The sequence below is a fragment of the Salipiger sp. genome (genome assembly GCF_048261495.1).
Lineage (GTDB): Bacteria > Pseudomonadota > Alphaproteobacteria > Rhodobacterales > Rhodobacteraceae > Salipiger.
Genome location: NZ_JBLXFX010000002.1, coordinates 444684 through 456918 on the forward strand (window position 1 = coordinate 444684; position 12235 = coordinate 456918).

At 69.1% G+C, this 12235-nt stretch carries 14 protein-coding genes; 3 read left to right on the top strand and 11 right to left on the bottom strand.

Translation table 11 applies throughout. The features are described from left to right. Positions 1-87: 87 nt before the first annotated feature. The 3 genes from ACN0RJ_RS05600 to ACN0RJ_RS05610 all read right to left on the bottom strand — a co-directional run bounded on the left by ACN0RJ_RS05600 (position 88) and on the right by ACN0RJ_RS05610 (position 3534). Positions 88-1566, bottom strand: a complete 1479-nt coding sequence (locus ACN0RJ_RS05600) for a carboxypeptidase M32 (protein WP_417723651.1) — start codon at positions 1564-1566, stop codon at positions 88-90. Beyond that, positions 1563-2705 (bottom strand): heme A synthase, encoded by a 1143-nt coding sequence (gene ctaA, locus ACN0RJ_RS05605; protein ID WP_417723652.1) that lies wholly within the window; start codon positions 2703-2705, stop codon positions 1563-1565. Before ctaA ends, ACN0RJ_RS05600 begins: the two co-directional genes overlap by 4 nt. A 67-nt stretch (positions 2706-2772) precedes the next feature. Continuing rightward, positions 2773-3534 (bottom strand): RNA methyltransferase, encoded by a 762-nt coding sequence (locus ACN0RJ_RS05610; RefSeq protein ID WP_417721242.1) that lies wholly within the window; start codon positions 3532-3534, stop codon positions 2773-2775. A gap of 132 nt (positions 3535-3666) precedes the next feature. On the opposite strand from ACN0RJ_RS05610, the gene ACN0RJ_RS05615 reads away from it, so the two are divergent. Both ACN0RJ_RS05615 and ACN0RJ_RS05620 read left to right on the top strand, forming a co-directional pair. Then, a complete protein-coding gene (locus tag ACN0RJ_RS05615; protein WP_417723653.1) occupies positions 3667-3996 on the top strand; it encodes a TfoX/Sxy family protein in 330 nt (109 codons plus the stop codon). Positions 3997-4063: 67 nt separating this feature from the next. Beyond that, positions 4064-4684, top strand: a complete 621-nt coding sequence (locus tag ACN0RJ_RS05620) for a thiamine phosphate synthase (RefSeq protein WP_417721240.1) — start codon at positions 4064-4066, stop codon at positions 4682-4684. A gap of 2 nt (positions 4685-4686) precedes the next feature. Here ACN0RJ_RS05620 and ACN0RJ_RS05625 read toward each other — a convergent pair whose 3' ends face one another. The 3 genes from ACN0RJ_RS05625 to ACN0RJ_RS05635 form a co-directional block, all read right to left on the bottom strand. After that, positions 4687-5541 carry a lysophospholipid acyltransferase family protein gene (locus ACN0RJ_RS05625; protein WP_417723654.1) on the bottom strand — a complete coding sequence of 285 codons (855 nt, stop codon included), beginning with the start codon at positions 5539-5541 and terminating at the stop codon, positions 4687-4689. Further along, positions 5538-6296 (bottom strand): GNAT family N-acetyltransferase, encoded by a 759-nt coding sequence (locus ACN0RJ_RS05630; RefSeq protein ID WP_417721238.1) that lies wholly within the window; start codon positions 6294-6296, stop codon positions 5538-5540. The genes ACN0RJ_RS05625 and ACN0RJ_RS05630 overlap by 4 nt, the downstream gene beginning before the upstream one ends. 141 nt (positions 6297-6437) lie before the next feature. Continuing rightward, positions 6438-6620 carry a DUF3553 domain-containing protein gene (locus ACN0RJ_RS05635; protein ID WP_417721237.1) on the bottom strand — a complete coding sequence of 61 codons (183 nt, stop codon included), beginning with the start codon at positions 6618-6620 and terminating at the stop codon, positions 6438-6440. 23 nt (positions 6621-6643) lie between these two features. On the opposite strand from ACN0RJ_RS05635, the gene ACN0RJ_RS05640 reads away from it, so the two are divergent. Beyond that, on the top strand, positions 6644-7246 hold the full coding sequence (locus ACN0RJ_RS05640) for a histidine phosphotransferase family protein (RefSeq protein WP_417723655.1): 603 nt from the start codon (positions 6644-6646) through the stop codon (positions 7244-7246). 45 nt (positions 7247-7291) lie between these two features. On the opposite strand, the gene ACN0RJ_RS05645 is transcribed toward ACN0RJ_RS05640, so the two are convergent. The 5 genes from ACN0RJ_RS05645 to ACN0RJ_RS05665 form a co-directional block, all read right to left on the bottom strand. Beyond that, positions 7292-8557 (bottom strand): glutamate-5-semialdehyde dehydrogenase, encoded by a 1266-nt coding sequence (locus tag ACN0RJ_RS05645; protein ID WP_417721235.1) that lies wholly within the window; start codon positions 8555-8557, stop codon positions 7292-7294. Positions 8558-8696: 139 nt separating this feature from the next. Beyond that, complete coding sequence (gene proB, locus ACN0RJ_RS05650) at positions 8697-9803, bottom strand: glutamate 5-kinase (RefSeq protein WP_417723656.1); 1107 nt, start codon at positions 9801-9803, stop codon at positions 8697-8699. After that, a complete protein-coding gene (obgE, locus tag ACN0RJ_RS05655; RefSeq protein WP_417723657.1) occupies positions 9791-10828 on the bottom strand; it encodes a GTPase ObgE in 1038 nt (345 codons plus the stop codon). The genes proB and obgE overlap by 13 nt, the downstream gene beginning before the upstream one ends. A gap of 277 nt (positions 10829-11105) precedes the next feature. Beyond that, entirely contained in the window at positions 11106-11654 is a 549-nt protein-coding gene (locus ACN0RJ_RS05660) for a peptidylprolyl isomerase (protein ID WP_417723658.1), read from the bottom strand. Beyond that, complete coding sequence (locus tag ACN0RJ_RS05665) at positions 11647-12153, bottom strand: peptidylprolyl isomerase (RefSeq protein ID WP_417723659.1); 507 nt, start codon at positions 12151-12153, stop codon at positions 11647-11649. Before ACN0RJ_RS05665 ends, ACN0RJ_RS05660 begins: the two co-directional genes overlap by 8 nt. Between the last annotated feature and the right edge of the window lie 82 nt (positions 12154-12235).

Here is a 12235-nt window from a genome sequence, read left to right on the forward strand (position 1 = left end):
AGCGCCCCCCGCGACCCCGGACGCCCGCGCCACACTCGGCCCCGGCATCCGCATCAACCGCGACCCCACCCCCTGAACCTGCCCGCCTCAGAGCCCGTAGAGCGCCCCGAATTTCCCCTCCAGATAGTCGAGCAACGGCGCTTCCGTCGGCTCGCTCCCGCCGCAGGCACGCGCGATCACCGCGCGCGGCGCCAGAAGCCCGCCGTGCTGCTGCACGTTGTCCCGCAGCCAGCCCGTCGCCCCCGATGTCTCGCCCCGCGCCAGCGCCGCGTCGAGATCCGGCACCGCCGCGCTCAGGGCCTTCAGCAGGCAGCCGGCATAGACGTTGCCCAGCGAATAGGTCGGGAAATAGCCGAACAACCCCGCCGACCAGTGCACGTCCTGCAGCACCCCGTTCGAAGGCCGGTCCACCGCAAAGCCGAAATCGGACAGGAAGCGGTCGTTCCACGCCGCCTCCAGATCGCCCACGCCCAGATCCCCGGAGATCAGCGCCTGTTCCAGGTCGAAGCGCAGCAGCACGTGCAGGTTGTACTGCACCTCGTCGGCCTCGGTGCGGATATAGCCGTTCTGCACCCGGTTGACCGCGGCATAGAAGCCGTCCGCGCCGTCCAGTCCCAGATCGCCGAAACTCTCGGTCATGCGCTCGAACAGCCATCCGCAGAACGCCCGCGAGCGGCCGAGCTGGTTCTCGTAGATCCGCGACTGGCTCTCGTGCACCCCCATGGAGACGCCCTGCCCCAACGGCGTGAAACGGAAATCCGGCCGCACCGCCTGCTCGTAACAGGCGTGGCCGACCTCGTGGATCGTCGAATAGGCGCAGTTGAACGGGTCCAGCGGATTGGTCCGCGTGGTGATGCGCACATCGTCCCCCGAACCCGAGCTGAACGGATGCACCGCCTTGTCGACCCGCCCCCGCGCCATGTCGTACCCGAAAGTCTTCGCCAGCAGCCGCGACAGCTTCATCTGCGCCGCCTCGTCGAAACTGCCCTCCAGGGGTTTCGGTGCGGGCCGCTCCAGGATCGCCGCCCGCAGCGCCACCAGCCGGGGCCGCAACGCCCCGAACATCGCCGTCAGCTGCGCCGCGGTCGCGCCCGGCTCGTAGTCGTCCAGCATCGCGTCGTAGAGATCGCCCCCCGCCGCCAGCGCCGCGGCCTCCTCGCGCTTCAGCGCGACCACCTCTGCCAGCACCGGGGCAAAGGCCGCGACATCGTCATCCGCCCGCGCCTCGGCCCAGATCCGGTGCGCCCGCGAGGTCAGCCGCGCGAGATCCGCCGCCAGCTTGGCCGGAACCTTGCCGGCGCGCTCGAAACTGCGGGTGATCTCGCGGATCTGCGCCCGGCCGACCTCGTCCAGCGTGGCCGGGTCGATGGCGGCAAGCCACTCGCCCACCCGCGGATCGGTGCGCCGCGCATGCAGAACCCCCTCCATCGCGGCCATCTCCTCGGCACGCTGGTCGCCCGCGCCGCGCGGCATGGTGGTTTCCTGATCCCAGCCGAGCCGGCCGGCGATCTGCCCCAGCGCACCGGTCTCGCGCTGAAAGGTCATGAGGTCTTCATAGGCGCTCATCGCGGCCCCCTGATGGATTGTTCCGTCGGAAATTGCGCGCCGAACCGGGCGCGCAGGATCAGCACCCAAAGCACCACGGCGCCGACCTGGTGGGTGATCGCAAGATGCAGCGGCGCGATGTAGAGCACCGTGAGAATGCCCAGGACCACCTGCACGCAGAGCATCGCCATCACCGCGTTGAAGCGGAACCGCGTGTCCCGGTTGGGCGACCTGCGCGCCCGCAGCCAGACCACGATGCCGAAGACGAACAGCAGGTAGCCGGCGATCCGGTGCATGAACTGCACGAGGCCCGGATCCTCGAAGAAGTTCCGCCACAGCGGCACGAGGTCGAAGGGCTGCGGCGGAAAGATCCCTCCCGCCATCAGCGGCCAGTCGGTATAGGAGCGCCCGGCGTCGATCCCCGCCACCAGCGCGCCCAGCAGGATCTGCAGGAAGGCGAAATGCATCAGCCCCGTTCCCATCGAGAACAGCTTGGCCTCGCGCAGCCGCCGCGCCTGCATCAGCGCCCGCTCGCTGCGCCCCAGCAAGAAGATGTCCCAGGCGATGAAGCCGAAGATGACGAAGGCCAGCCCGAGGTGGATCGCCAGCCGGTAGGAGGCGACGTCCAGCATCTCGCCGCCGAGCCCCGAGGACACCATCCACCAGCCCACCGCGCCCTGCAGCCCGCCGAGCGCGCCCAGCAGCAGCAGCCGCCCGGTCCAGCCCGCGGGGATCTTCCGCGCCGCGAGAAAGCCGAGGAAACCGACCGCCCAGACCAGTCCGATGACACGGCCAAGCTGGCGATGCCCCCATTCCCACCAGTAGATCGACTGGAAGGCGGCCAGGTCCATCTGGTTGTTCTGCAACTGGAATTCCGGGATCTGCTGATAGAGCTCGAACTCGGCCTGCCAGTCTGCGGCGTTCATCGGCGGCAGCGCCCCGGTCAGCGGCTTCCACTCGGTGATCGACAGGCCCGAATCGGTGAGGCGGGTCAGCCCGCCCACCGCAATCATCACCGCCACCAGCGCGAACAGCACCATCAGCCAGATTCGGATCGCACCCCGCGCGCCGCCGCGCCCCCGGTCGATCATTCCGCCGGCGGGCGCGGCCTTCGACGGCGCCGCCCCCACCTCCTCGAACAGCTTGCGCTTCTCGGCCATGGTCTTCTCCTGCAATCTGGCGCGGACGATACGGGCGCTGGCAGGCAGCTTCAAGCCGGGCGCGACGTTACGACCGATCCTTCCAGCGCACCATCTGCCGCATCACCCCGTGCAGGGTCTTCACGTCCTCGCGGGTAAAGGGCATCCGGCTCCAGAGATTGCGCAGCGTCAGCTTCATCGCCGGGGCCTTGTGGTCGGGAAAGAAGAACCCCGCCTCCTCGAGCCGCTGCTCGTAGTGCTCGGCCAGCTTCTCGACCTCGATGGCGCTGGCCCAGTCCGCGCCCGCCATCTCCACCGTGACATCCGCCACCTCCTGCGTCGCCCGCCGCCACTCGTAGGCACAGAGCAGCACGCATTGCGCGAGGTTCAGCGACGGAAACTCCGGGTTCACCGGGACCGAGATGATGCCGTTCGCCTGCGCCACGTCGGTGTTCTCGAGTCCGGCGCGTTCCGGCCCGAACAGCACCGCCACCCGGCCGCCCGCCGCGATCCTGTCGCGTGCGAGGCGCATCGCGGCCTCGGGCGAATATACCGGCTTGGTCAGCCCGCGCACCCGCGCCGTCGTCGCCAGCACCAGATCGCAATCGCCGATCGCGCCGGGCAGGTCGTCGGACAGCACCGCCCCGTCCAGCAACCGTCCCGCCCCCGAGGCCATCGCCACCGAGGCCGGGTTCGGCCAGCCGTCGCGCGGCGCGACAAGGCGCATCCGGTCCAGCCCGAAATTCCACATCGCCCGCGCCGCCGCCCCGATGTTCTCGCCCATCTGCGGACGGACCAGCACGAAGGCCGGCTGTCTTGCCTCACTGACCACGCTTGCCTCACTGACCATGCGATATCCCCTTTCAGCCGCCCTCCTAAGCATCCCGCCCCCATGCCGCAAGCAGGCATCTTCCGGCCGGAAATATCCCCGCCGGAGGCATTCGGCCGCTACACTGGGCGAAACCCCGTGACAGGAGCGCCCATGCCCCATGACGAAGGACTGGCCGAGACCGTCCGCGCCGATCTCAACCACCTGCCCGACCTGCGCGAGATCCGCATGTTCGGCGGGCTCTGCTTCACCACCGCGGGCCACATGGTCTGCGGGCTGACCGGCGACGGCGGGCTCTACCGCGTCGGCAAGGACGGTCAGGAGGCGGCGCTTGCGCTGCCCGACGTCACCCCCGCGATCATGGGCGGGCGGCGCATGGGGTCCTATGTCCGCGCCGGGCCCGAGGCGATGGCCGACGACGACACCCGCGCCACGCTCACCGCCATGGCGCTGCGCCTCGTCGCCGCGCTGCCGCCGAAATGACAGCTCCCCCCTTGGCATCGCGCCACCGCGCAAGATATAGGGGCCGGAACGACAAAGGACCCGCGCCATGGCCGAGACCGACCGACCCCAGCTCTACCTCGTCACACCGCCGGACTTCGATCTCGGCAGCTTCCCGGACACCCTCGACCGGGTGCTGGATGCCGAGGAGATCGCCTGCATCCGCCTCGCGCTCGCCACGCGGGACGAGGACCGTCTGCTGCGCGCCTCGGACGCGGTCCGCGAGATCGCCCATCGCCACGACATCGCCCTGGTGATCGAAACCCACGTGGTGCTCGCGCAGCGGCTCGGCCTCGACGGCGTGCACCTGCTCGACGGCGCCCGCACCGTGCGCCATGCCCGCAAGGAGCTCGGCCCCGATGCCATCGTCGGCGCCTTCTGCGGCGCCACCCGGCACGACGGCATGACGGCGGGGGAAACCGGCGCGGATTACGTCTCCTTCGGGCCCGTCGGCGGCGCCGCGCTCGGCGACGGGACATTGGCCGAGGCCGACCTCTTTGCCTGGTGGTCCGAGATGATCGAACTGCCGGTGGTCGCCGAGGGCGGGCTCACCCCCGAACTGGTGCGCGCGCTTACCCCGGTCACCGATTTCTTCGCCATCGGCGAGGAGATCTGGACCGCCGACGATCCGGTGACCGCGCTCAAGGCGCTGGTCGCGGAAATGCAGTAGGCTCAGACCCGCCGGTCGAGACGGCTCTGCACCCGGCGCGGCGCGTGGCCCCGGCGGACCTGCTCCTCGACGTGGCGGGCCAGCGACTTGCGGTTGGGGAAGTCGTCCACCCGCACCGGCGCATGATAGATCAGCTCGACCGTGCCCTGACGCGGCGCGGCGAGCACCTGCAGCAGATGCGGCCCGAACCCCATGTCCCCCCACCAGCCGTAAAAGCGCGGATCGGCGCCCGGCGGCGCGCGATAGATCACGCTGACCGCCTGAACCTGCGCCAGATGCCTCAGGCGCGGCTCGAACAACGCCGCGAAAAGCGTTGATTTGAAAGGGAGAACCTGCAGCCCGTCGGTCGAGGTCCCCTCCGGGAAGAACAGCAGGCGATGACCGTGCAGCAGGCGTTCCTCGAACAGCCGCTTCTGCCGCGCCGCGTCGCGCGGATCGCGCGAGATGAACAGCGTCCCCGTCGCCCGCGCCATCCAGCCGATGAAGGGCCAGCGCGCGACCTCGGCCTTGGAGACGAAATAGACGTTCTTGCGGGCGTTCAGCGCAAAGATGTCGAGCCAGGAGGTATGGTTCGCCACCACCGCCCCGGCGCCGGTCATCGGCGGCCCCTTCACGTGCAGCCCGATCCCGAGAATACCGAAGGCCGCGCGCGACACCGCCTGCGTGATCCACGGCGACCAGGGCCGGTCCTCGCCGTGCAGCGGCCGCTCGACCAGCCGCACCAGCGCCTTGGCCCCGAGCCCCAGCAGGATCGCCCCGCCTAGCAGACCGCCGCGCAGGACCACCCGCACCCAGCCCGCAGGGCCCGGCGGCCGGGCCTCGGGCGCGGGCTCTCCCATCCAGGTCGGATCGCTCATCGCCGCGCCCGCGTGTAGATGCCCGCCGCCTTGGCATTGAGCCGCCCGGTGTCCATCACCAGGCAGACATCGGTGGTGTTGAAGGCGTGATCGACAAAGGCACCGTCGCCCACCATGCCGCCCAGCCGCAGGTAGCCCTTGATGAGGGCCGGCACCGCAAGCATGGCGCTGCGCCGGTCGATCTCCTCTTCCGGCAGGAGGTCCATCGGCTGGTAGGCGCGCGACCGAACCCGCAACTCCGGCGGCGCGAGGTGCTGGGCATGCAGCAGCGACAAAGGCCCGGCCAGCGGCGCGACCTCGGTGCCGTGAAACGACGCGGTGCCGAACAGCACCTCGATCCGGTGCAGGTTCACGTATTCCGCCAGCCCCTGCCAGAGGTGCATCATCGCCATGCCGCCGCGATAGGCCGGATGCACGCACGAGCGGCCGAGCTCGAGCAGCCGCCGCCCCGATGCGTGCAGGGGCGCGAGATCATATTCATCCTCGGAATAGAACTGCCCCGCCGCGCGCGCCTGGTCCTCGCGCAGCAGGCGGTAGACGCCGACCACGGCGCCGCCGCGGGCGGTGTCCGACAGCAGAAGGTGGTCGAAGAACGGATCGAACCGGTCGCATTCGAGCTGGCGGTCGTGATCCACCAGCGCGCCGCCGCCGCCCAGTTCCTTGACGAAGACCTCGTAGCGCAGCCGCTGGGCCGCCTCGACATCCTTCGTGTCACGGGCCAGCCTGACCTCGAAATTCGCCTCGTCGAGCGCCATTGCGTCCCTCGCTGATCCAGTGGGCCGGTTCTAGAGCGGCGCAGCACAAAGGAAAACAGCTATTCGCCCCCTGCGACCTTCCGGCGGCGGGTTAACCTTTCCTAAACCACTCGCTCCGTAATTTAGGTTTCGGTAACCACGTCACTCATCGAACACAGGCAGGAGCGATACCCGGTTGCCGTCAAGAACAACCTTGCCTTGCTCGCGGAAGTTGACTGTGATGCGACCACCGATGTTGGATTGCACCTGCCCCAGCCCCCAATCGGGTCGTTCGGGATGGCGCACCAGCATTCCCGGCTCCAACAATGCGTTCAATTCGCTCATGACGACCTCTGAAAGGATGACCCATGCGGGACGATAGCGCCAAACTTGCCACGTTGGTAGGCTCGCGGCTGTGCCATGACCTGGTGAGCCCGGTCGGCGCGATCAGCAACGGGCTCGAACTGATCGCCCTCGCGGGAAAACCGGGCACCGAGGAGATGAACCTGATCGAGGCAAGCTGCGCCTCGGCCACGGCGCGGATCAACTTCTTCCGCGTCGCCTTCGGCCGGGCCTCCGGCGAACAGATGATCGGCCCGCGCGAGGCCCGCAAGGTGCTCGAACAATATTGCGGCGCGGGACGCCTTTCGGCGGACTGGCAGATCGGCGACGACAAGGCGCGCCCCGAGGTGCAGCTCGCGTTTCTCGCCTTCCTGTGCTGCGAAAGCGCGCTGCCCCAGGGCGGCCGGGTGCAGATTTCCAACGGCGAGCAGAGCTGGCGGATCAGCGCCACCGGCCCGCGTGTCAATGTCGAAAAGGCGATCTGGGCGCAGCTTTCCTCCGACCGCCTGATCGAGGACCTGCCGCCGTCGCGGGTGCATTTCGCCTGCCTTGCCGATCTGGCGACACAGCGGAACCGCCGGATGAAGGCCAGCGCCGGAGAGGCCGCCGTCACCATCGAACTGACCTGATCCGGGCCTCGCTTCCCCCGCCGTGACGGGGGAAGGACGCAGGTCTCAGCCGCGCACGGCGCCGTCGGCGCGCACCACGTATTTGAAGCTCGTCAGTTGCTCGGCCCCGACCGGACCGCGCGCGTGCATCTTGCCGGTGGCGATGCCGATCTCGGCCCCCATGCCGAATTCGCCGCCATCGGCGAATTGGGTCGAGGCGTTGACCATGACGATGGCGCTGTCCACCTGCTCGACGAAGGTGTCGATGGCGCCCTGGTCCTCGGCAAGGATGCAGTCGGTGTGGTTCGAGCCGTAGCGCCGGATGTGGGCGATGGCGGCGGCCTCGTCCTCGACCACCCGGGCCGCGATGATGCTGTCGAGATATTCGCGGCCCCAGTCATCCTCGCCCGCCGCGGCGGTCCCGGCCACGGCCCGGAGCGCCTCGTCGGCGCGCACCTCGACCCCGGCGTCGATCAGCGCGCGGATCACGCCCTGCCCGATGGTGTCGACCGCGTCGCGATGGATCAGCAGGCATTCCGCCGCGCCGCAGATTCCGGTGCGCCGGGTCTTGGCATTGAGCACGACGCTCAGCGCCTTCACCGGGTCGGCGCTGGGGTCGATGTAGATGTGCACGATGCCTTCGAGATGGGCAAAGACCGGCACCCGCGCCTCGCGCTGGACGAGGCTGACGAGGCCCTTGCCGCCGCGCGGGACGATGACGTCCACATGATCGGTCATGGTCAGCAATTCGCTCACCGCCGCGCGGTCGCGCGTCGGGACGAGCTGGATCGCATCCTCGGGCAGACCGGCGCTGCGCAGCCCCTCGACCAGGCAGGCATGGATCGCCTGGCTGGAATGGAAGCTCTCCGAGCCGCCGCGCAGGATCACCGCGTTGCCCGACTTGAGGCAGAGCGCGCCCGCATCGGCGGTCACGTTGGGGCGGGATTCGTAGATCACGCCGATCACGCCCAGAGGTGTGCGCACCCGGCGGATGCCGAGCCCCGAGGGCTGCTCCCATTCGGCGATGACCTCGCCCACGGGATCCTTCTGCGCGGCGATGGCCAGCAGGCTGTCGGCGATGGCGTCGATGCGCGCCCCCGTCAGTTCCAGCCGGTCCATCATGGCGGGGCCGAGCCCCTTTTCACGTCCGAAGGCGAGGTCCTTCGCATTGGCCGCGATGATCGCGTCCCGTTGCGCGCGGATCGCCGTTGCGGCGGCCGTCAGCGCCTCGGTCTTGCGGGCTGGCGGGGTGAAGGCAAGCACCGCCGCGGCCGTCCTGGCGCGGGTTCCGATGTCGGTCATCAGGGCGTGGATGTCGGTGAGATCTTTCATGGGCTTGCTTCCCCGCGTGTCGGTGAAGCACCCTTATAGCCGAGCCCCGCCGGTTGTGACAGGGGCAAAGGGGGCGCTGCCCCCGTCGCCGATGGCGACTCCCCCGGGATATTTCGGGCCAGAAGAAACCGGGGGCCGGTCAGAGGGCCATGTCGTCGCGGTGGATGAGCACGGCGCGTCCGGGGTAGCCGAGAAGGGTCTCGAATTCCGCAGACTGGTGGCCGGCGATGGCGCGGGCTTCGGTCGCGGTGTAGCGGGTCAGGCCCTGGCCGAGGCTGACGCCGCGCGGGTCGCGGATCACCACCGGATCGCCGCGCCCGAAATCCCCTGAGGCCGCCGTGACCCCGACCGGGAGCAGCGAGCGCCCGAGGGCCAGCGCGCGGGCGGCGCCGGTGTCGATGTCGAGGATCCCGCAGGGTTTCATCGCCGCGATCCAGCGCTTGCGCGCGGCGTGCGGGTCCAGATGCGGGGTGAACCAGGTGGCGTTGGCGCCGTTTTCCAGCGCCGAGAGCGGTCGCATCACCGAGCCTTCGCTGATCGCCATGGCACAGCCCGCCGCGATGGCGGTTTTCGCCGCCATGAGCTTGGTCTTCATGCCGCCCTTGGAGAGGCCCGATCCCGCATCCCCGGCCATCGCCTCGATCTCGGGGGTGATGTCGGAGATGGTGTCGTAGCGGCGGGCGGTCGGGTCGGTGGCCGGGTTGGCGGTGTAGAACCCGTCCACGTCCGACAGCAGCACGAGCTGGTCCGCGCCGACCGTCACCGCCACCTGCGCGGCGAGGCGGTCGTTGTCTCCATAGCGGATCTCGTCCGTCGCCACGGTGTCGTTCTCGTTGACGATGGGCACGGCGCCGAAGCCCAGCAGCGTCTCCATCGTGGCGCGCTGGTTGAGGTAGCGCCGGCGGTCGGCGCTGTCCTCGAGCGTCACGAGAACCTGGGCCGTGGTGATCCCGTGCGGGGCGAGCGCCTCTTCCCAGGCGCGGGCAAGCCGGATCTGCCCGACGGCGGCGGCGGCCTGGGATTGCTCGAGCGGCAGCGCCGTGGCGGGCAGCTTGAGGATGCCGCGCCCGAGCGCGATGGACCCCGAGGACACCAGCACCACGTCCGTGCCCCGTGCCTTGATCCGGGCCACGTCCTCGGCGATCGAGGTCAGCCAGTCGGTGCGCAGGGCGCCGGCGTGCCGGTCGACCAGCAGCGCGGAGCCGATCTTGACGACCAGCCGTTTCGCCGCGCTCAGGGCCGCCAAGATGCGTCTTCCACGGTGTCGTCGCCGCCGCGCAGGCGCCCCTCGTCGATATGCGAGCGCAGCGCGCGCAGCACCTCGGTCACCCCTTCGCCGGTGGCGCCGGACATCATCATGACCTCGCCGCCGGTGACGGCCGCAAGCTCGTCACGCAGAAAGGCCCGCTCCTCGTCGTCCATCGTGTCGATCTTGTTCAACACCGTGACCCGCGGCTTGTCGGCCAGTCCCGCGCCATAGGCCTCGATCTCGTCGATGATCGTCCGCCAATCCTCCAGCAGCGTCCCCGAGGAGCCGTCCACCAGATGCAGCAGGACCGCGCAACGCTCCACGTGGCCGAGGAAGAGATCCCCGAGCCCCCGCCCCTCGTGCGCGCCCTCGATCAGGCCGGGAATGTCCGCGACCACGAATTCGCGCCCGTCCACGCCCACCACCCCGAGGTTGGGATGCAGCGTGGTGAAGGGATAGTCGGCGATCTTCGGCCGCGCGTTCGAGGTCGCGGCAAGAAAGGTCGACTTCCCCGCGTTCGGCAGCCCCAGCAGGCCCACATCGGCGATCAGCTTCAGCCGCAGCCAGATCGTGCGCTCCACCCCCGGCTGGCCCGGATTGGCCCGTCGCGGACCCTGGTTGGTCGAGGTCTTGAACCTCAGGTTGCCCCAGCCGCCGTTGCCGCCCTTCGCCAGAAGCACGCTCTGACCGAGCTCGGCCAGATCCGCCAGCACCGTCTCCTCGTCCTCGTCGAGAATTTCCGTCCCCACGGGGACCCGCAGGAGAATGTCCTCGCCATCCTTGCCGGTGCGCTGGCGCCCCATGCCACCCTGCCCGTTCTGGGCAAAGAAATGCTGCTGGTAGCGGAAATCGATCAGCGTGTTGAGCCCGTCCACCGCCTCGACCCGGACATCGCCGCCGCGCCCGCCGTCGCCGCCGTCCGGACCGCCGAACTCGATGAACTTCTCCCGCCGGAACGAGACGGAGCCGTTCCCGCCGCTGCCGGAACGGATGTAGACCTTGGCGAGATCGAGAAACTTCATGTCATGGACTTTCAGGGCGGCCTGCGTGGCGCGGTGAGGAAGGCGGCCCGTTCGGGCGATCCGGCGCCGTTTACCGCGTCCGGCACCGCATCTCAAGCACAGACCTGCCCCGGCCCCGCGCCCCGCCCGGCTTCTTCGGTTCCGAAATATCCCGGGAGGTGAACGGCCCGGCACGGGCCGGAGGAGGGCAGCGCCCTCCTGAACACGCTTGCGGCCGGCAAAGACGGCCGCAAGCAGGGGATGCGCGCGTCAGCGCACCGCTATGCGGATCACCCGATCAGTTGGTGACCTTCACGCTCACCATCTGGTCGGGCTGGCCGATCACCGCGCCGTTGCGCCCGGTGCCGCGCTTGATCGCGTCGACCACATCCATGCCCGAGGTCACCTCGCCCACGACGGTATATTGGCCGTTCAGATGCGGCGCCGGGGCGAACATGATGAAGAACTGCGAATTGGCGGAATTCGGATCCTGCGAACGTGCCATGCCGACCGCTCCGCGACCGAAGGACCTGTCCGAGAACTCGGCCTTGAGGTCGGGCATGTCCGACCCGCCGGTTCCGGCCAGGCGCATGTCCCCGCCCGACTTGCCGAATTCCACATCGCCGGTCTGGGCCATGAAGCCGTCGATCACCCGGTGAAAGACCACGCCGTCATAGGCGCCGGCCTTGGCCAGGGCCTCGATCCGGGCCGCGTGCTGGGGGGCGACATCGTCGAACAGCTCGATGTGGAAGGTGCCGTTGGCGCCCTCCCCCGAGACCGTGACGTCGAGACCGTCCGCGAGGACGGGCGATCCTGCCAGGGCAAGGATCAGGGCGAGTTTACGCATCGGAGGCGACCTTTACCGAAATCATGCGGTCCGGCGTCGAGGGCGGCTCGCCGCGCGTGATCGAGTCCACATGCTCCATCCCCGAGATCACGCGGCCGTAGACCGTGTACTGGCGGTTCAGGAAATGGTTGTCCTTGAAGTTGATGAAGAACTGCGAGTTGGCCGAGTTCGGGTTCTGCGACCGGGCCGCGCCCAGGGTGCCGCGGTCGTGCGGGATGCCCGAGAACTCCGCCGGGAGGTCCGGCAGGTCCGATCCGCCCGTGCCGGCGCGGCGCAGGTTGAAGTCGTTTTCCATGTTGCCGTGCTCGACATCGCCGGTCTGGGCCATGAAGCCGTCGATCACGCGGTGAAAGCAGACGTTGTCATAGGCTCCGGCGCGGGCCAGCTCCTTCATGCGCTCCGCGTGCTTGGGCGCGATGTCGGGCAGCAGTTCGATGGTGACGGTGCCGTCCTTCAGCTCCATCACGATGGTGTTCTCGGGGTCCTTGATCTCGGCCATGTCGCATCGCTCCCTCAGGCATGTGTGTTTGCGGCTTCAGATAGCCTTCCGTCGCGCGATTGCCAAGAGAGGGACGCCATCG

Excerpts from the sequence above, each read along its gene's own strand:
- ACN0RJ_RS05665 (WP_417723659.1), bottom strand. The coding sequence starts at position 12,153 with ATGGCCGAGATCAAGGACCCCGAGAACACCATCGTGATGGAGCTGAAG.
- ACN0RJ_RS05600 (WP_417723651.1), bottom strand. The coding sequence starts at position 1,566 with ATGAGCGCCTATGAAGACCTCATGACCTTTCAGCGCGAGACCGGTGCG.
- ACN0RJ_RS05620 (WP_417721240.1), top strand. The coding sequence starts at position 4,064 with ATGGCCGAGACCGACCGACCCCAGCTCTACCTCGTCACACCGCCGGAC.
- ACN0RJ_RS05640 (WP_417723655.1), top strand. The coding sequence starts at position 6,644 with ATGCGGGACGATAGCGCCAAACTTGCCACGTTGGTAGGCTCGCGGCTG.
- ACN0RJ_RS05645 (WP_417721235.1), bottom strand. The coding sequence starts at position 8,557 with ATGAAAGATCTCACCGACATCCACGCCCTGATGACCGACATCGGAACC.
- ACN0RJ_RS05615 (WP_417723653.1), top strand. The coding sequence starts at position 3,667 with ATGCCCCATGACGAAGGACTGGCCGAGACCGTCCGCGCCGATCTCAAC.
- ACN0RJ_RS05635 (WP_417721237.1), bottom strand. The coding sequence starts at position 6,620 with ATGAGCGAATTGAACGCATTGTTGGAGCCGGGAATGCTGGTGCGCCAT.
- ACN0RJ_RS05610 (WP_417721242.1), bottom strand. The coding sequence starts at position 3,534 with ATGGTCAGTGAGGCAAGCGTGGTCAGTGAGGCAAGACAGCCGGCCTTC.
- ACN0RJ_RS05630 (WP_417721238.1), bottom strand. The coding sequence starts at position 6,296 with ATGGCGCTCGACGAGGCGAATTTCGAGGTCAGGCTGGCCCGTGACACG.
- ACN0RJ_RS05660 (WP_417723658.1), bottom strand. The coding sequence starts at position 11,654 with ATGCGTAAACTCGCCCTGATCCTTGCCCTGGCAGGATCGCCCGTCCTC.
- ctaA (WP_417723652.1), bottom strand. The coding sequence starts at position 2,705 with ATGGCCGAGAAGCGCAAGCTGTTCGAGGAGGTGGGGGCGGCGCCGTCG.
- obgE (WP_417723657.1), bottom strand. The coding sequence starts at position 10,828 with ATGAAGTTTCTCGATCTCGCCAAGGTCTACATCCGTTCCGGCAGCGGC.
- ACN0RJ_RS05625 (WP_417723654.1), bottom strand. The coding sequence starts at position 5,541 with ATGAGCGATCCGACCTGGATGGGAGAGCCCGCGCCCGAGGCCCGGCCG.